Annotated in this window: 14 protein-coding genes and 1 pseudogene; 7 read left to right on the top strand and 8 right to left on the bottom strand. The window is 40.6% G+C overall.

The features are described 5' to 3' along the window. Positions 1-7: 7 nt before the first annotated feature. The 3 genes from UYI_RS0110305 to UYI_RS0110295 form a co-directional block, all read right to left on the bottom strand. Positions 8-568 (bottom strand): Uma2 family endonuclease, encoded by a 561-nt coding sequence (locus UYI_RS0110305; protein WP_016866582.1) that lies wholly within the window; start codon positions 566-568, stop codon positions 8-10. Between the two features lie 502 nt (positions 569-1,070). Next, complete coding sequence (gene obgE / locus UYI_RS0110300; protein WP_026085872.1) at positions 1,071-2,069, bottom strand: GTPase ObgE; 999 nt, start codon at positions 2,067-2,069, stop codon at positions 1,071-1,073. A 258-nt stretch (positions 2,070-2,327) separates the two neighbouring features. Beyond that, positions 2,328-3,020, bottom strand: coding sequence for a Mo-dependent nitrogenase C-terminal domain-containing protein (locus UYI_RS0110295; RefSeq protein ID WP_016866580.1), 693 nt, complete (start codon positions 3,018-3,020; stop codon positions 2,328-2,330). 246 nt (positions 3,021-3,266) lie between these two features. Between UYI_RS0110295 and UYI_RS0110290 the strand changes: the two genes are divergently transcribed. Continuing rightward, positions 3,267-4,085, top strand: coding sequence for a class I SAM-dependent methyltransferase (locus tag UYI_RS0110290; RefSeq protein WP_016866579.1), 819 nt, complete (start codon positions 3,267-3,269; stop codon positions 4,083-4,085). A gap of 38 nt (positions 4,086-4,123) precedes the next feature. Further along, the gene (locus UYI_RS0110285; RefSeq protein WP_016866578.1) at positions 4,124-5,233 is read left to right on the top strand and encodes a hypothetical protein; all 1,110 of its coding nucleotides are present in this window, start codon (positions 4,124-4,126) and stop codon (positions 5,231-5,233) included. 43 nt (positions 5,234-5,276) lie between these two features. Here the strand turns inward: UYI_RS0110285 and sir are convergent, their stop codons facing one another. Both sir and UYI_RS0110275 read right to left on the bottom strand, forming a co-directional pair. Beyond that, on the bottom strand, positions 5,277-7,190 hold the full coding sequence (sir, locus tag UYI_RS0110280; protein ID WP_016866577.1) for a sulfite reductase, ferredoxin dependent: 1,914 nt from the start codon (positions 7,188-7,190) through the stop codon (positions 5,277-5,279). Between the two features lie 244 nt (positions 7,191-7,434). Then, the gene (locus UYI_RS0110275) at positions 7,435-7,980 is read right to left on the bottom strand and encodes an outer membrane beta-barrel protein (protein ID WP_016866576.1); all 546 of its coding nucleotides are present in this window, start codon (positions 7,978-7,980) and stop codon (positions 7,435-7,437) included. Positions 7,981-8,693: 713 nt separating this feature from the next. Between UYI_RS0110275 and UYI_RS0110270 the strand changes: the two are divergent. Both UYI_RS0110270 and UYI_RS0110265 read left to right on the top strand, forming a co-directional pair. After that, positions 8,694-9,239: pseudogene (locus UYI_RS0110270) on the top strand (ADP-ribosylglycohydrolase family protein); the annotation flags it as partial. 441 nt (positions 9,240-9,680) lie between these two features. Beyond that, complete coding sequence (locus UYI_RS0110265; protein WP_016866574.1) at positions 9,681-10,424, top strand: SGNH/GDSL hydrolase family protein; 744 nt, start codon at positions 9,681-9,683, stop codon at positions 10,422-10,424. A 92-nt stretch (positions 10,425-10,516) separates the two neighbouring features. On the opposite strand, the gene UYI_RS0110260 is transcribed toward UYI_RS0110265, so the two are convergent. From UYI_RS0110260 to UYI_RS0110250, 3 genes are all read right to left on the bottom strand, one after another. Next, positions 10,517-11,752, bottom strand: a complete 1,236-nt coding sequence (locus tag UYI_RS0110260) for a DUF445 domain-containing protein (protein WP_016866573.1) — start codon at positions 11,750-11,752, stop codon at positions 10,517-10,519. A 103-nt stretch (positions 11,753-11,855) separates the two neighbouring features. After that, the gene (gene ubiE, locus UYI_RS0110255; protein WP_016866572.1) at positions 11,856-12,548 is read right to left on the bottom strand and encodes a bifunctional demethylmenaquinone methyltransferase/2-methoxy-6-polyprenyl-1,4-benzoquinol methylase UbiE; all 693 of its coding nucleotides are present in this window, start codon (positions 12,546-12,548) and stop codon (positions 11,856-11,858) included. Positions 12,549-12,740: 192 nt separating this feature from the next. Further along, a complete protein-coding gene (locus tag UYI_RS0110250) occupies positions 12,741-13,700 on the bottom strand; it encodes a response regulator (RefSeq protein ID WP_016866571.1) in 960 nt (319 codons plus the stop codon). A gap of 618 nt (positions 13,701-14,318) precedes the next feature. On the opposite strand from UYI_RS0110250, the gene UYI_RS0110245 reads away from it, so the two are divergent. From UYI_RS0110245 to UYI_RS0110235, 3 genes are all read left to right on the top strand, one after another. Continuing rightward, positions 14,319-15,407, top strand: a complete 1,089-nt coding sequence (locus UYI_RS0110245; protein WP_016866570.1) for a RuBisCO accumulation factor 1 — start codon at positions 14,319-14,321, stop codon at positions 15,405-15,407. Positions 15,408-15,493: 86 nt separating this feature from the next. Next, positions 15,494-17,899 (top strand): ATP-dependent helicase, encoded by a 2,406-nt coding sequence (locus UYI_RS0110240; protein ID WP_016866569.1) that lies wholly within the window; start codon positions 15,494-15,496, stop codon positions 17,897-17,899. Between the two features lie 340 nt (positions 17,900-18,239). Beyond that, the gene (locus tag UYI_RS0110235) at positions 18,240-18,728 is read left to right on the top strand and encodes an OsmC family protein (protein ID WP_235147932.1); all 489 of its coding nucleotides are present in this window, start codon (positions 18,240-18,242) and stop codon (positions 18,726-18,728) included. Positions 18,729-18,896: the final 168 nt, after the last annotated feature.

The following is an 18,896-nucleotide window of genomic DNA, read 5'->3' as shown; positions in this document are numbered from 1 at the left end:
ATGAAACTTACATCCTTACATCTTCATAAATATCTGCGATCGCTATTTCTAAGTCTACCGAAGATAATTGCAGATTATCTTCTTTTCCTAGTTCTTCCACAAACCAATTATTCTGATTGTTTTTGCGGTATACTTCAACTTTGATTTCAGATTCTGAAACTAAAACGTATTCTTGTAAGTTTTGTAATTGCCGATAATTCATCAACTTTTCATTACGATGAATACGTTCCGTTGCCAATGAAAATACTTCCACTATCAAACAAGGTTGACTTTTGTAAAATTTTTCTCGATCTTGAGGGTTGCAGGTAACAGAGATATTTGGATAATAAAAGATGTTTAATTTAGGAATTTTAATCTTCATTTCTGATGAATAAACTCGATAGTCTGTACAAAACAAATGTGTACGTAATCGGGTCAATATATTGCTAGTAATGACTTTACTTTTATTACTATCTTCTCGCATTGGATAGACTTGCCCCGCAAGATATTCGTGACGAATGCGGCTTTCTAGTTCAAATTGCAAATATTCTTCAACGCTGAGATTCAAAAATTTGCTGTGAGTATACATACTCGGAGACTATGTAGATTTACTAAGTTAAGTTGTCAGAATTTTTTTGAAATCAGCACCCTTGGTTGGAATATCAAACTCAGTTGATAGCCATGATTTTGTAGACGTCGTAGCAACCACACTCACGAAGTCATATCAGATACTTTTGTTCTTGATAGTGAAAATAGCTTGATACTAAGCTAATATCACCCAGTTACTATCTTAAAGTCTTACCCTATCAGAACGCTTACGTCTACAGAATCAATTGTTACAATTAGACAAATTTTCTTAGATACAAATAGTTATAAAGTTAAAAATTTTTACATAAATTAACTTTTAGCGATTTTCAAATTCTCTTTTTCTCCTTTTCTTGGCGTACTTGGCGGTTTATTACTCTCCCCCAAAAATTTGCCTTGCCAAACTACTAGTTGTTCACCACATTGATTTTTATAACTTATGTGGTCGAGTACTACCAGTATTCTCAGTGGTAGTCATATTTTATACCTCAGATTTTTTTACTTAATTAAATTGTTTCTAGCACTGACCAAATTTCTTGTAGCATTGGCTCTAAACCAGTACCAGTAACAGCAGAAATTAAGAATACTGGGGCGTGGGAAAGATGATTCAGTTGTGTTGCCAATGCTTCTAAATCTACACTTTCCTTATCTACGGCGTCGATTTTGTTGAGAGCTAAAATTTGTGGACGATCTGATAAACCCCTGCCGTAGTCCTGCAATTCTTGTTGAATGATTTTATAGTCTGCGATCGCATCTTCACTAGTAGCATCAATTAAGTGCAACAGCACTCGCGTACGTTCAATATGGCGCAAGAAATCATGTCCCAAACCTGCCCCTTGGGAAGCACCGGCAATTAATCCTGGAATATCAGCAAAAACTGTACCATCACCATTGGGTTTGCGTACCACACCCAAATTAGGTACAAGAGTAGTGAAGGGATAGTCAGCAATTTTGGGACGTGCTGCTGATAAAGCAGATATTAAAGTGGATTTTCCAGCATTTGGTAAACCAATAATCCCCACTTCTGCCAGAAGTTTTAACTCCAAACGCAGCTGCTTTACTTCTCCTGGCAACCCTGGTAAGGCATACTCCGGGGCGCGATTACGGTTACTCAAAAAATGCTGATTACCCAGTCCACCTTTACCACCTTTGGCAACTAGCAACTCTTGCCCAGGTTCTACCAAATCCCCCAGTATTTCCTCTGTTTCGGCATCATAAACCACCGTACCGCAGGGAACTTCAATAATTAAATCTTTGCCATTTGCCCCAGTGCGATTATTTGGGCCACCACGAGAACCATTTTCAGCTTGAAAACGATGGTTGTATCTAAAGTCAAGTAAGGTTTGCAGACTTTCTACAGCACGTAAAAGCACCGAACCGCCCTTGCCACCATTACCGCCAGATGGGCCACCTGCTGGTACATACTTTTCTCGTCGGAAAGCAACAATCCCATCGCCTCCTTTGCCTGCTGCTACTTCAATTTCTGCTTGATCGATGAATTGCATAATTGGTAATTTGTTAGTAGTTAGTAGATAGTGGTTAGTAGTTAGTAGGTAATGGGTAATTGGTAAGGGGTCATTGGTAATGGGTAATTGGTAAGGGGTCATTGGTAATGGGTAATTGGTAAGGGGTCATTGTTATTAGCCATCAACCACTAACAATTAACCACTAACAATTAACCACTAACAATTAACCACTAACAATTAACCACTAACAATTAACCACTAACAATTAACTACTAACTACTAACTACTAACCATTAACTAAATATATTCCGAAACATCCTCACCACATTCATCTGCTAAATAGGAGAGGGCACGGAAACGTAAACCGACTAGCTGATCATAAAGCGGATTAAGTTTACATAACGGCGGGATATGTACGACTTTGTGTCCAAATAACTTCACATCACGCTCAAATGGACACTGGGAAGGAATCATTTTGCATAAAAAGCGGGCAACTCTGGGATCTTCGATGTCTAGTCCATCTAACCATTCGCGCACTGGGTGTAATGCGTCAAGTTGCCGCTTTGTAGGTGCGAGGACTAAAGGAGTCTCTAGATGCTGTTCTACCGGTTCTGTTGGGTGAAATTCTAAAGTATGACGCAGGGCCTCGAGTAAGTTCTCTGGCTCTCCCAAAGCCTTGCACAACTCGTGTAGAAGATAGTCTTCGCTTTTAGAATATGTACCATCAGCGATCGCCACCATCACAGCTGTACGCAAGAAATTTTCTGCTGCTGGCGTACCACTGCCTAAAACAGTAGCTAATTCCTCTGGTTCAATAACATCTAAAGACTCTACTTTTGTCTCTGGAGCCAGTTCATCCTTGGTGATGCTGGCAATTAATTTTTGTTCTTGGTCGTCAAAGTCACCATCTGCCCAAGCAATAGTCAGTAATCCACGCAGCCATGCTGCTATTTGTTCACTACTGTAGGGAGATTGAACGGCACTTGTCATAAACTCACGCCTCTAGCTTTTCCCAAATCCATCCTAGTACAAGAAAGCAGGAGACTGTAGGCAGAAGCCTGAAGGAGAGACTTGACATCATAAGCTTTTCATCTGTTTTATATAGTAATTTTATTTACACCTTTAATTTTTCCTATGTCTAACGCTCTTTCCCTTCTTTATCATTTTCTGGTGTGTTAAGATTATTGAGAATTTTTTTAATTAAGTTCTCTAAAAAGGGTTAGTTAATAGATACTGATGACCAAAACTAAAGTTAATCTTGGTGTTATCCAAGAAACATTATTAATTACCCTGTGGGCAAGGGCTACAGAAATCAAGCAACCTGAGCCGATTATTGTAGATCCTAAATCAGTCAAGATTCTAGAAGCAATTGATTATGATTTTGCTAAATTTGCTACTGCAAAAAACTCGCAAACAGGTACTTGTTTGCGAGGTATGATTCTAGACAAGTGGGTACGCACTTACCTAGAAAAATACCCTCAAGGTACAGTAGTTGAGATTGGTGCAGGATTAAACACGCGCTTTGAACGGGTAGATAACGGACAAGTACGCTGGTTTGATTTAGATTTACCAGATGCAATGCAATTGCGGCAGCAGTTTTTTCCAGAAACAGAACGTCGTCATTTTATCACCGCTTCTTGTTTAGATACAGACTGGTTTGAATGCGTTAAAGCCATTGGTGTACAACGTTGTATGTTTGTAGCAGAAGGTGTGCTGATGTATCTGAATGAAAAGCAAGTACAGCAGCTTTTTGCTAACCTCTTGCAAGAGTTTCCGGGTTCATGGTTTGCTTTTGATTCTATGTCACCTTTGATGGTCAAAAACCAAAAGCGCCACGATTCCCTGAAATACACATCAGCCAAGTTTGATTGGGGAATTTCTGATATCCAGAAAATCAAAAATTGGGATTCTCGCTATCAAATATTGGAGGTTTGTAGATTTAGTGATTTACCAAAGAAGTATTTAAAGCGTTTTTCTCTCATCAATCGCTTTTTGTTTTCTTATATACCGCCCTTAGTAAATATGTATCGTTTGGCTTTAGTTCAATTAGGTTGAGTCCCCAGAATATCAAAATTTAAAATAAGGTATAAATAATGTTTTATTTTGGAATTGAGCATGAAGTTGCTTTCCTAAATGCAGAAGGAAAGTTTGCTGATTTTTCTTGTACAAAATTTACTGATTTTAATCAAATTATTGAACGACTACCCACATACCCTAACGACTCAAAGCAATTATGTATTGGAGATGCTGGTATTAGAAAAAAAAGGTGGTACATCGAAGGATTTGAGAGATTTGCAGAAGACACGCAAAAACTTATAGATTGTATTCCCAAAGGAATTGAAATCAGAACAACAATAAATCCTGATATTAAAACTGCTATTAGTGAATTGTCAGAAAGTTTTTGCTTGCTACGTCAAGTGGCTGCACAATTTGATTTATCGCCAATTTTAGTTAGTTTTAATCCCTATAAAACAGTTTTTCAGCCTGATCCTCCACTCAATAATTATGAACTCAGCATGTTACAGGCTAACCCTGATGAACAAACTGCTCATATTTTTATGGTAAGCTATGGCCCAGATTTAAATTTATCATTCCCTGGTTTATCTTATGAAAGTTTAATTGATATTGCTAAGAAGCTAACTTATTACAGTCCTTATATTGTTCCTTTTAGCTTTAGTTCTCCTTTTTATCAAGGTAATTTGTGGGAAGGTTTATCGGTAAGGACATTTATTAGAACAGGTAAAAGATCAGCAGCAATTGTGTTTGTAGAAAAACCTGAACAGTTAATTAAGTCTACTCCTTCGCTGACAAAAATAGCACGCATTCCCGCAGAAGTCGGCAGAATAGAATTCAAATCATTTGATAGTTGTGATGACTTTTCTATTTATGCTGCGTTACTGGCATTATTAAAAGGTCTAGTTTTAGATACATCATTACCAGGAAGAGCAATAATTCCAGACGCTGAAAGACATCAAATCTCTGCAAAAGAAGGATTTAACAATCAAGAGATTTTCGCGATCGCTTCACAAGTTTTGCAAGCTGCGGAAGTTGCACTGGGGGAAGATCCAGACGTGAATTTACTCGCACCCCTAAAAGACATGCTCAACAAGCGAGAAACAAAAGCTTGCATGATGATTAGTGATTTCAAAAAACTCGGTTCAATAGAACAGGTTTTGAAAAATAGTTACTCAGGACTAGTGTAAGTTAACAAGATCCCCGACTTTTTAGAAAAGTCGGGGATCTGTATCACTCTGTCTTCAAGTAAAGCTTTAACGCTTCATCCACCACATCCGTCATTGACTTACCTTGACTTTGGGCAGTTTTCTTCAGCACAGCATAAATATCATCCCGGACAGTAATCCGATGACGCCCAACATTTAAAGCTTTAGCAATCTTCGATTTGTAGGATTCGCTAAACTTACGAATTGCATCAAACCCAACGCGATCGCAAAAATCCCCAAAGCTTTCACCTTTTTTACGTGACTTTTTAAAGTACACAAAAATTGGCTCTAGGAAAGTTTCTAGATCATTATGATGTAACTTATCAATATAAGCCTTGGCCAACCTAGTTTGGTCTGGCGAACCACCCAACCATATCTGATAACTTTCGGGAGCGCTACCCACAAACCCTAATTCTGCCATATACGGACGAGCGCAACCGTTGGGGCATCCTGTCATCCTTACCACAAAATGCTCATTTGGTAAACCCACTTTATTCAACAAAGCGCGAATCCGTTCTAGAATTCCGGGAATAGCTCGTTCTGATTCCGTAATTGCTAAACCGCAGGTAGGTAATGCTGGACAAGCCATTGAGTAACGGAAAATCTGGTCGATGCTATCAATATTGGTGACAACACCGTAACCATTGAGAGTCTCTTCAATAGCTTGTTTATTCTCGGGTGCGATATCGTAGAGAATCACATTTTGGTGAGGAGTCAAGCGGATAGGCAAGTTGTACTGTTCGACAATTTCCCGTAAAGCGGTTTTCAGTTGGAAGTCGCCTTCATCTTTGATCCGGCCGTTGTCGATAGAAATACCTAAAAACAGCTTGCCATCACCTTGTTCATGCCAACCGAGGAAATCTTCATATTTCCATTGTGGCAGAGGTTTGAAAGGTTCCAGGGGTTTGCCAAAATATTCTTCCACCATGGCCCGGAACTTATCAACGCCCCAATCGTGGATTAGATATTTTAATCTGGCGTGACGACGGTCTGTGCGATCGCCATAATCTCTTTGAGTGGCAACGATGGCTTTCACCATATCATAAACATCTTCTTTGGCCACGTAGCAAATTTCATCTGCAACTCTGGCGAAAGTTTCTTCTTTGTTGTGTGTACGTCCTAAACCACCACCAGCAAAGACATTAAATCCTGCTAATTCTCCCTCATTGTCAGTAATTACCACTAAGGTGAGGTCTTGGCTGTACAAATCAATTGAGTTATCACCAGGAACCGTGACACAAACCTTGAATTTGCGCGGCATGTAGTATGTGCCGTAGATCGGTTCTTCTTTGTCGTGGAAGATAGTACCAGTGCCATTGCGTTCTCTTGCTGCTTTGACTTCTGGGTTTTCTTCTCCACTGATGGCTTTTTCGCCATCTAACCAAATTTCGTAGTAAGCGCCTGTTTGTGGTGTGAGTAACTCAGCGACATTCTCAGCATATTCCCAGGCATACTGGTATTCTGCTTTATTTTTAAAAGGTGCTGGAGGAGCCATGACATTGCGGTTTAAGTCACCACAAGCTCCCAGCGTCGAACCCATGTTGGTCACAATAGCAGCGATCGCTGCTTTGAGATTTTTCTTTAAAATTCCGTGTAACTGAAATCCTTGCCTGGTGGTAGCACGCAAAGTATGATTGCCATATTCATCAGCTAGTTTATCTAGAGCCAGATATAACTGCGGCGGTACAAAACCACCAGGATTTTTTGTCCGCAGCATAAACTGATAATCTTTTTCCTGCCCTTTTATCCGATTATCCCGGTTATCCTGTTGATAAGATCCGTGAAACTTGAGGATTTGTACCGCATCTTCGCTAAAATGCGTTGTATCCTGGAGAATTTCTGTAGCGACTGGTTCACGCAAAAAATTACTGCGTTCTTTGATTGCTTCTACTTTAGAAGGCTTACGGCTGGCGATGGGAAGAGGAGCGGATTTAACCATTGCTAATTATATTGTGTTCTCAAGAAAGCATCGGAAGCGCCGAAGCGTGAATTTTAGAAGCACCCATTCGGCTAATTGTTTCCCGGTAATCCGGTCGGCAATAAGAAGAATAGTCTAATTTTAACACGACAAAAAGCTGGGTTTTTCAGTAATACAATACTTAGCAAACCCAGCAATGTTACTTATAAATTATCAGTTATTTGTTACGTTCTCCAATTTTTTTTTGGCTAACCAAACAACCAAGCTACTTAAACCGATAGCCGATACCACCATTAATACTTACAGCAGAAGCAGAGCTATTTTCATAAGCATTAATTCCTAAAGTGGTATTACCATAAACGAGAAAGTTTTTAGCAACTTCAGATTCTACACCAGCAACCACTGCCACAGCATCTTTGTTACCACTAGGTGTTGGTTTGCCGTTTGACTCCACAAATTGATAACCAACACCTACAAAAGCATTAGTGTTTTTAGCGATACCCACGTCAGCGGAAACATAGGGGGTGATAGCGCTCGTCTCACTACTAAAGTTGATCTGACCGCGTGCAGAGAAAGGAGTACTACCAAGCTTCAAACGACCAGCAACATTACCACCGAATGTGGCATCATCATTGTTTTGTCCACCACTGGTAACACCAGCAGCAAAACCAGCACCAACGTAGCTAGCATCTGTACCTTTTTTAATAGGAACAGGTTGAGCAGAAGCAGCACCAATTGATAGAAAAACAGGAGCAATTACCAAAGAAGATAAAGCAGAAAATGCCAAAAAAGACTTGAAAAATCTTTGCATATATTTGACCAAGCTTTGTAGAAGTTGCTTTTATATGTAATGTCGAAAATAGTACAATTATGTTCCAAACATTTTATAAAAAATTGCATGATTGACAGTTTACATAAAAATCAAAAAGCATAAACTTTATCTCTGAAATAAATTACCCTCTGGGAAGCCGCCGTAGAAGTAATATGTGGGAAATAGAGTAGTCACAAGATTAGAATACAAAGCAAATTTTAGCAATATAATAGTTACGTAAATAATTCATTTCATCACATTTTTAAGAGATCAAGTAGACAGTTTTTATAATGGCACAAAATTAAAAAATAGTTGAACAAGGAACATTTTTAACAAGTATGCGTCTTTTAGATATCAAACTATATGATTATCAAAAAATCATATATCTAAATATAATTGTTATGTCTAGGACACCTATTTAACTTTTGCGAAGCTAGTACTCGATCACATAATTTCTGGGGGTTTACCAGGGGTCAGAACCCCGACTTTTTAAAAAAGTCGGGGTTCTTGCAGCTGATCATAATTAATGTGGTGGACTACTATATCAATAGGACTTACGCACACTCTATGAACTCTTGGCGTTCTTGGCGTCTATGGCGGTTCGATAAATTAAGCTTTTTCGTGATTTTTGCGTAAGTCCTAATCAAGTTAAGTAGTGATAATTATCATCGAGATTATTCATATCTATTACAACCAAAACCTTGTCCGGTTTCATGGGTTTATGTGTGGGTGACGCGCTAGGTGTACCAGTAGAATTCACTAGCCGTGCTGAAAGAATTAAATCACCAGTAAAGTCGATGCTGGGTTACGGTACGTGGGATGTACCACCGGGAACTTGGTCTGATGATAGTTCGCTGACATTTTGCTTGGCAGAATGTCTTTGTAGTGGGTTCTCGTTGGATGCGATCGCTAATTCTTTTTGGCGCTGGTACAACGAAGGTTATTGGACTCCCCACGGCGAGGTGTTTGATATTGGAAATACGACTTTTTCGGCAATATTAAATTGGAAACAACAAGGTACTCCACCCTTACAAGCAGGAGGAAAAAGCGAAAACAGTAATGGTAATGATTCTTTGATGCGAATCTTGCCAATAGCTTATTACCACAAAAGTTTAACCTTTCCAGAATTAATAGAGCGATCGCATCAAGTCTCATGCATTACCCACGCTCATCTGCGATCGCAAATAGCCTGTGGTATCTACATCAGTGTAGCAGCATCTCTTTTAGAAGGGAATGAACCGCAAATGGCGTATATTCAAGAATGGATTGAACAAATAGTCCGCAAACAAGACATTATCGATTTAGCGGCGCGTTTTGAGGCGGCGGTTTATTAAAGTTTGATGGAAACTCTTTGAGGATTTCTTCAATTATTTCTAAATTAAAATAATTTTAAATCTTCTTTAACTAACAGATGAAATATGAAAATATGAAGTCAAAAACTGTACAGTAACTGGCATAAAAACATTAATTATCGCCTAACCAATTAATATTCATAGTAATGTCTAATCTTTTATATAATCTTGTTAAATTAATGAATAATCAGGTTGCATTATATTTAGAGAATTCTGTTTTGTACAGATATTTATTTACACATCTGTACAGCAATTAGGAGACTTTTATACTCCATTTTTGCCTCCACATTCTCCTAGCAACCGCTACAGGACAAGTTAAATGCATATCTTGACTTAAGAGGTAGCAATATGCGCCGTTGGTGGTTGATAACTTTAAGCATTGTAGTTACGTTTGTGGCGTTAGAAGTAATAGGTAAGAGTACTTTTAATCAGATAGCGTTAGGTATCAACAAAAATAAAAAACCACTTTTAATTGCACAAAATTATAGTCGTACGCGAATCATGCCTCTTGGGGACTCGATTACTGGAGGAGAGGGAAGTCAAAACAGCTATCGTCGCTTACTTTGGTTTTACTTACTCAATGCAGGTTATAGTGTTGATTTTGTTGGCTCACTCCAAGTTAATTGTGGTAGACCTCCTTCTTTGCCGGATTTTGATTTAGACAATGAGGGGCACTGTGGTTGGCGGGCTGATCAGATACTTGCCCAGATTGATGAATGGGCAAGCACAACTCGACCAGATGTAGTGCTGATTCATCTAGGCACAAATGATCTTGGCAGCGGAGAAACCCCAGAGAGTACAATCGAGGATATACGTGGAATTATTCAAAAGCTTCGATACTATAATCCATATGTAAAGATACTGCTGGCTGAAATTATTCCATCCTGCGGGAGTTTGGAGCGTAAAGTATTATTTAATGCACAGATTCCAAATCTTGCCAACCAAACCAATACATATCAATCACCTGTAATGGTTGTGGATCAGTACACTGGTTTCAATCTCTCTGATACTTTCGATGGGTGTCATCCTAATGATACTGGTGAATGGAAAATAGCTAACCGTTGGTTAGAGGCTCTCAAAAAGGTGCTTTAGTTAGCAAAAAGTTGGTGGGAAGTTTCCGAAGTATAGCTGGGATAGGAGTTCTAATAGCCCGCCAACTTTGGTAATTGGTAAGACTGCCAACTCTATGATTGGCTCAAATATATAAATACTGTTTGAAATAAACCCACAATAAAACCTAAAATTCCACCTAAGGTAACAATTGCCTGTAATTCATTTTTGACAATTCCCTCAATAGCAGCTTCTAAATCAGCCGGTGAAGTTGATTTAACACGGTCAATAATTACCTGATCAATTGATAAAATCGGAATTACTTGAGCAACTATAGCTTCTAAATCTCTTTCCAAATATCGCTCTAATACTAATGCCAATTCTAGACTTACGACTTCTAAAGAACTATTAACAACAGCAGAATTGCTGAGACGATTAACTAATAATACAGCAATATTTTCCCAATTAATCGAGTCACTGAATCCTTGTAAAAATTCACTGCCACGTGTTTGCAGGTATTGACGCACGCTTTCGCGGGTAGTTTTTCTTAGTTGTCGAACTGTACTTACGGGCAAGTTTTGTAACACTATTTCTTGCAGTAATTTTTTGATGCGATCGCGCACTTGTAATTCTTGAATCAACTCCTGCAAACGTTGGTTGGTTGCTTCTTTTTCATCTAAACAGTAGGTTCGCAAGCGGGTTAAGCTATTACGTAAACCAAATAAATTTGCCACCACCCAATAAGTACCACTAGTTTTTTCTCGAAAGCTTTCATCGATAGTTTGAATTGTGCGATCGGTCAAAAAATTAATGATCGCTTGTCGGATAACATCGGGTGGCAAGGCAACTTCTAATAACCAATCAGCTAGGCGAGAGGCTTGTTCTTCGCTCAATTGAAATTCCAGTAAAACTTGGTCAAAAATTTGATTGATCTGGGCTTCTAAAAAATCTTCCCGTCGTGCCAAAACCTTCAACAAACGAGGTAGCGATTCACCTAACAAATCCCGCAAAATATTTGCCACAATTTTGGCAGTTTTTTGCTCACGATCTGCTTTTACCTGATCAATTGCCATTTGCAGCAACCAGAAAATCGCTGATTGCACACGTTCTGTTTGTAGGAGTCGCCGCGCTAGATTCTGTAGTTCTTCTGGTGTCAACAGCGACCCCATAATTGTATCAGAGATATTTTTGGCAAGGCGTTCTTGGTTACGGGGAATCAGTCCAGGTGTAAAGGGAATTCTCCGTCCACTGATGTAAATAGCTCGGTAAGGACGAAATAACATTTTAATGGCTATATCATTAGTGAAATAGCCAATTACCCCACCCAAGATGGGGGGAGAGACGTACAGCCAAAGGTGAGACCAATCCACAGGATTTCGTATTTGGTAATTGGTATTTGGTAATTGGTATTTGGTAATTAGTAATAGTCTTACCCATTACCCATTACCCATTACCCATTCTCCAATCTAATATCTAAATTTTGGTGACTACCAGCACTCCCATCATATCGTTTGCGATGGGGTAGTGTGTGGCAGTTGCAAAGCCAACTGCAAGAGCTGTTTCTACTTGTTTTTCTCCAGAGGGAAAGCGGTCTAAGCTGGGACTAATATAAGCATATTCTTCCTTTAAACCCATCTGCTCAGCAATTGGCACCACCAGATGATCCAGATACCATTGCTGAAAGCTGCGGACAGTCGAATTTTTGGGACGATGGAAATCGAGAATTGCAGCTTTAGCGCCTTTTTTGAGGACACGGTGTAATTCTTTCAGGCTGCGCTGAATATCTGTGACATTTCGTAAACCATAGCCCATCGTAGCGGCGTCAAATTTGTTGTCTTCAAAGGGTAAATTGAGTACGTCTGCTTCTACCCAGGTGATGGGGGGAGTTTGATACTGACTTTGAGAGCGTTCTTTGGCGATTTCTAACTGTGCAGGCGAAAAATCTACTCCGTACACCTGTCCACTTTTACCCACACGCCGTGCTAACCGGAAGGCTAAATCACCACTACCACAACACAAATCCAAACAAGTATCTCCGGCTTTGGCTTCACTCCATTTTACTGTCATTTCTTTCCATATCCGATGCTGTCCTAAGCTTAACCAATCGTTGAGTTGGTCATAAATGGGAGCGATACGGTCAAAGATATTGCGAATTTCGTCAGACATTGGTCAAGGGTCAAGGGTCAATAGTCAATGGTCAAGGGTCAAGGGTCAATAGTCAAGGGTTAGTGGTTGTTTGTTGATGGTTGTTGGTTAGTAGTTAGTAGTTAGTGGTTAGTTTCCTCTACTCCCCATCACCCCATCACCCCATCACCCCATCTCCCCACCTCCCCTTTCCCTTATCCTGACTATTGACAATCAAGCGCTAGCGGGTTGATGGTAACGAGTACAACTGAGTACAGTTGCCACTAGCTGTGCTGATAAATGAATCAGTTTGAGTTCATCTTCTCGTAATGTGCAGGGTTTTTTCCACTGGAGAGACAACACCGCTAAAACTTTACCTGCATAAGTAATTGGGATAATTAAATGCGCTTCTACACCAGAGTCTGTATAGTGTGCTACACCAGCAAGTTTTTCGTCCTTGGGGACATTAACTGAGACTTGCATTTGACCAGTGGCGATCGCTTCACTAGTCAATGGGTCAACTGCTAACCAGTTTTCTACAGAACCTCCACTGCTGTAACTGCCTTGGGTAGTAACCAGATTATCATTTTCGACTAATTGCAAAATACAGCCATCGGCGCTAAAACTTTCACCAAAAGCTGTAGCAATGGGATTTAATATAGCTTCTAAACTAGATGCTTGTTGAGCAACCTGCACTAAAACAGTCAACAGCGCCATTTGAGCATTAGCACGACGCAATTCTTCTGTGCGTTGCTTGAGTAAATCATAGGTTTCTGCGGCTCTTTGCACCACAGCTTTTAGTTCTGCTGGATCCCAAGGTTTTGTAATATATTTGTATACCTGACCAGCATTTATTGCTTCTACTAAGTCTTCAATATCAGTGAAACCTGTGAGAATAATCCTGACAGTGTTGGGAAACTGAGGTACTGTTTTGCTCAAAAATTCAGTTCCCTTCATTTCTGGCATTCGCTGGTCGGAGATAATTACTGCAACTTCCCCTTCGGCTGCTAACACTTGCAAAGCGTTCATGCCACTATCGGCTTTCAATACTTGAAAATCTCGGCGGAAGGTACGATACAAAAGATCCAGATTATCTGGCTCATCATCAACCACCAAAATTTTCTGCTTTTTTGGCTTTTCCAAAGTCATCAATTGACGACGTATTTTATCAAGTTCGGGGATTGAGTTATTCATAGATAATTCCTTTAACTGTTAATCACTTTGTTATATTCCATACAAAGCCTGATTGAGAATATAAAATCAGCATTTGTAACTGCTATTTGATTAAATTAATCATGAAGCAGCTTCCAGGAGTAAAAAGTAGAAAGATAAAGAATTCCACTTTTGAGCATCGTACGTGTAATTACGTATTTAATCTTATCTATGTCTTATAATTTTTATTCAGAACTCATAATTTTACTAAGTGGTTAGAGGTGTAAAGAGCTAAGAGACTAGTGTTTTGGCATACTAACTTTGCAATTTTTCTAGTAAGCGAAGACAGCACTTATTGAAGCACGCTTGATGCTTACTATAAACTCTGGAAATTTTGTGTGACCAAACTACTAGTGCCCTATATCTAGAGGGGATTGGTTACAGTAACCTGTTAACACCATCTTTCTTCTATAGAGAAACTACGACATCAGCCTTAAAATAGATACTTGGCATAAAAATTTTAAAATTATGTTGATCAACTTGCCGTGAAACTGCTGAAATATGCAAATCATTACTGATTTAATTTGTACCCCAGTAACTGATAAGCATATTTACGAATAACGATTTTTACGGTTTTTAATTTTTCATTTTTAATTGCTTATGACTGACCAACCACCCAACGCTCAAAATCTCAACAATAACGATCACAATGACATAGCTCAAGAATTGCTACTAAAACTGCGACAAAAACAAGGTAACTGGGTGGAATGGGGACAAGCTTGCGCTTATCTACAAAAAGCAGGTTACAGTCCACAAGCGATTTTTGAAGCTACAGGCTTTGAGCCGGTACAACAGAATCAGGTGATTGTCGGCGCACAAGTCTACAACTCTATAGAAAAAGTAGGAGCATCACAAGATGTGATCTCTCATTATCAACAGCGTGGTAGCGATATCTTGTACGAGTTACGCTTGCTGACTCAAGAAGAACGAGCCGCCGCTGCTACACTTACCTTTCAACACAAAATTGATGCTGACGAAGCACGGGAGATTGCTAGAGCGATCAAAGATTTCTCTCGTTTTCGTAATCCTCCAGAGGGCTTTTCTCAGCATCCCGGAGATGCGGTTGCTTATCAATGTTGGAAACTTGCCCGTCAAAATTCAGATTTTCAAACGCGATCGCGTTTAATCGCCAAAGGCTTAAAGTTTGCCCATACGCAAACTGGTAGGCAAAAAATAGAACAGCTACTTACAGATTTTACAGTCGTACCCAAAAAACCAGAACCCACTCTCCCCTTTTACAGACCACAATCAGCCGAAGAAACACCCCGTCTCGTACCAGTAGTAGGTGAGTTACCATTAACACCAAAAGACCTACAAGCAGTTCCTCTAGTAGAAGAAATGGAGCCTTTCCGCATCGTTAAGTTTGCTGGAGAACAAGCTTGGGTTCCCTTACCGGGTTGGCAAACAATATTGGGTGCAGAAGATCCTGTGGTGATTTTATGTAATAGCGATCGCCTACCCAGCCAAACAAAAAGTAACCCAGAACCAGTCATGGTAGTTATTGATCGCGCCCAACGGGAATGGAACTCTGGTAGCTACTTTGTAGTAGACAACTCTGGAGAATTAGATTTTCAATGGTTTGAAACTGCGCCAGAAGTACCTCTATTGGGACGAGTGATTGTGATTGTTCTGCCTAAGAAAATTTTGGATGAAGAATTGACAAAAGATTCTTGGCAGATAGATGAATAGGTGTTGGAGAGGTGGGGTGATGGGGTGATGGGGTGATGGGGTGATGGGGAGAAAAAACAACCACTAACCACTATAGTACAGACGCGATGTTCCTCGCATCTCTACCTACTAACAACCAACAACTAACTAATAAATATCCAGTGCCTCAAGAATCATATCCAATAGAAGTTTATCCTTCCTCGCCCTCATCTTCTCTGAGAGAAAGTGCGATTTTAAGCATTCGTAATAGTCTGCGTCCCGGACAGCAACAAATGGCTGATTGGCACTCTGGGCCATTGGCTGTCTCTGCGGTTCCAGGTGCTGGTAAATCTACGGGAATGGCGGCGACGGCGGCGATTGCGATCGCACATCAGTATCAGCGTTCAAATTCTTCGCGTTCGTCTGAACGTCGACAGTTGGTAGTTGTAACATTTACTCGTTCTGCTGTTGCTAATATTAAAGCAAAAATCCGCAAATACTTGCGTGACGATTTATCTTTACCTCAAACAGGTTTTGTTGTACATACTCTGCATGGTCTGGCTTTGAATATTGCCAGTCGTCATCCGAATTTATCTGGCTTACAATTAGATAATGTCATATTAATTACACCAACCCAGAGTCACCGCTTCATCCGTACTGCTGTCGAACAATGGATTGCTAGCCATCCAGGGCATTATTTTCGCTTACTAGAAGGTATGCAATTTGACGGGGAAGAAACAGAAAGATTGCGTCGCCAGTCAGTATTGCGAACAGAAGTATTGCCAGACTTAGCAACAACCGTGATTCATGAAGCTAAAAGTTCGGGAATATTGCCAGAAGATTTACGACGCTTAAGTGAACAAACTATAGATAATTATGAAATTTTAACTGTTGCTGCGGGATTGTACGAGCAATACCAAAACTTAATGCGATCGCGTGACTTTATTGACTACGACGACATGATTTTAGCTGCACTGCGAGTACTAGAAAATCCTAGCGCCCGTAGAATCGAACAAAACCAAGTGTTTGCGGTTTTTGAAGACGAAGCCCAAGACTCTAGTCCACTACAAACCAAACTACTACAAATTCTTGCCACCGACCCCAACAACCCCGACCAACCCAACTTAATTCGTGTCGGCGATCCCAACCAAGCGATTAACTCTACCTTTACCCCCGCAGACCCGATTTATTTCCGTGAGTTTTGCGAAGACTGCAACCACAAAAATCGTTTGGCAACAATGGATCAAGCAGGTCGCAGCACCAAAATCATCATTGATGCCGCCAATTTTGTCTTGCAGTGGGTCAATAGTGCCTATCAACCCACTCCTCACACTCCCCCCACTCCTCACACTCCCCCCACCTCCCCCTCGCCCTTCCGTCCTCAAACCATTCGCCTTGTTGACCCTGGTGATCCTCAAGCCGATGCCAATCCTCAACCAGTAGGGCGGGGATTAGAACTGTATACTCCGCGTGATATTCATCACACGGTACAATTACTATCTCAAAGAGTAATTCAGTTGTTTACTCAAGAGCCAAATTCTTTTAGTGCAGCAATCTTAGTTAGAGAAAACCGTCAAGGTAGATGGTTGGCAGAGGCACTTACACCTGTATGTAAAGAGCATCAAATTACACTTTATGATGTGGGAGAACGCGATCGCCATTCCCATGTACCCCAGGAAATTTTAGCATTACTGCAATTTTGCGATCGCCCCCATTCATCCGACTATTTGAAAGCAGCCTTAGAAGTCTTTGTAGAAAGGCAGTTAATTCCGACTCAAGACCTCAACGCCCCTGCTTCTGTACCAGAAGAATTCTTGTATCCAGGTCCATTATCTCCACCCCAACCGGAACCAGTACAAAAAGCCGCGCGTTTGTGTCGCAGTTTACTACGTGCTCGCATGGAACTACCTCTGTATCAGCTAATTTCCTTCTTAGCTTTGGCTTTAAATTACGACCAAGCAGAACTAGCAACTGCCGACAAACTTGCAGAAAGGGTTAATTTGCAAATAGCTGGTCATGCTTCCATGACAAACATGCTGGGTATACTGAGTGAAATTGTCAATTCCGAAAGATTTGAACCCGTAGAAACAGAAGATTTAGAAGCCCGTTACACCCGTCGCGGTCAATTAACAATTATCACCATGCATAAAGCCAAAGGGCTAGACTGGGACTACGTATTTATTCCCTTTCTGCATGAAAACTTGATACCCGGTCGCTTTTGGGTTCCTCCCCAAAGGCAGTTTTTAGGAGACTTTACCCTATCAGAAGTTGCCCGCGCCCAAATTCGCGCTGCACTTCACAATCAATCGAGTTTACCAGATGTTACCCAAGCTTGGGAGCAAGCAAAATACCTGAAAACAGCTGAAGAGTATCGTTTGCTCTACGTTGCTATCACAAGAGCAAAACGCTTGTTGTGGATGTCTGCTGCTCAAAAAGCACCTTTTACTTGGAGTAAACCAGAAAATTTGCAAGCTTCAGCACCTTGTCCAGTGTTCCCTGCTTTGAAGCGGCAATTTCCTGAATCTGTAATGTAGTTATCTTATTAAGAAGGCAGAGAGAGGGTAGTCCCTATGAAACAAGTTTCACGAACCTTGCCATGAAAAAACCTGACCCCCTTCCCCTAATCCCCACTCCCTTGGGGGAGTGGGGGCCGGTGAGTTCCCCTCTCCGAACCCGCGGAGAGGGGTGGCGTAGCCGGGGTGAGGTTACTTTCAAGTCAGCCATTCATAAACGTTGGTACACAACCTTGCCATGAAAATTTTTACCCCTTCTGCCATCTGCCTTCTGCCATCTGCCTTATTTTCAAGCTAGAAGGAATCGCTAACTCACCATCGTTCTTTTTTCTACCCAGTGAGGTATGCATTATCTATTTAATTGCACTACGATGAAGTCGCTCTTTTAATGCTACAAGGACGTGGGAGTATGGCAGCCCTCAAGCGTACCGCACAAGCCGTATGGCATGGAAACTTAAAAAGCGGCAAAGGAGACATTAGTGCTAGCAGTGGAGTACTCCAAAACACTCCCTATAGCTTTGCAACTAGGTTTGAAAATTCCCCAGGCACTAATCCAGAAGAATTGATAGCCGCTGCTCATGCTGCCTGTTACAGTATGGCATTCGCATTTACATTAAGTGAAAAAGGATACCAGCCAGAGAGTGTGCAAACGCAGGCGACTTGCACAATTGAACCGCAACAAACAGGTGGTTTTAAAATTACCAAAATGCGTCTAGAAACTCAAGGAAAGGTGTCTGGTATTGATGCAGAAACATTTCAGCAAATCGCGCAAGAAGCCGAAGCGGGATGCCCTGTTTCAAATGCGTTGCGTGGGGGAGTAGAAATAGAATTGGATGTCACTTTAACGTGAGTTAAATTCAGTGAACAGTGATCAATAACTGATAACTGTTCACTAGATATCTTGCAAAAATCAGGAGAATTCTTAATTACGAACACGGATGCACACAGATGCACACAGATGGGAGATAGATTTTATCGGTGTTTATCGGTGTTTATCGGTGTTAGTTTTATTGAATAT

This window comes from Fischerella muscicola PCC 7414 (genome assembly GCF_000317205.1).
GTDB lineage: Bacteria > Cyanobacteriota > Cyanobacteriia > Cyanobacteriales > Nostocaceae > Fischerella > Fischerella muscicola.
The sequence above is the reverse complement of the archived record's forward strand: the minus strand, read 5'-3'. Positions and strand labels throughout refer to the sequence as shown.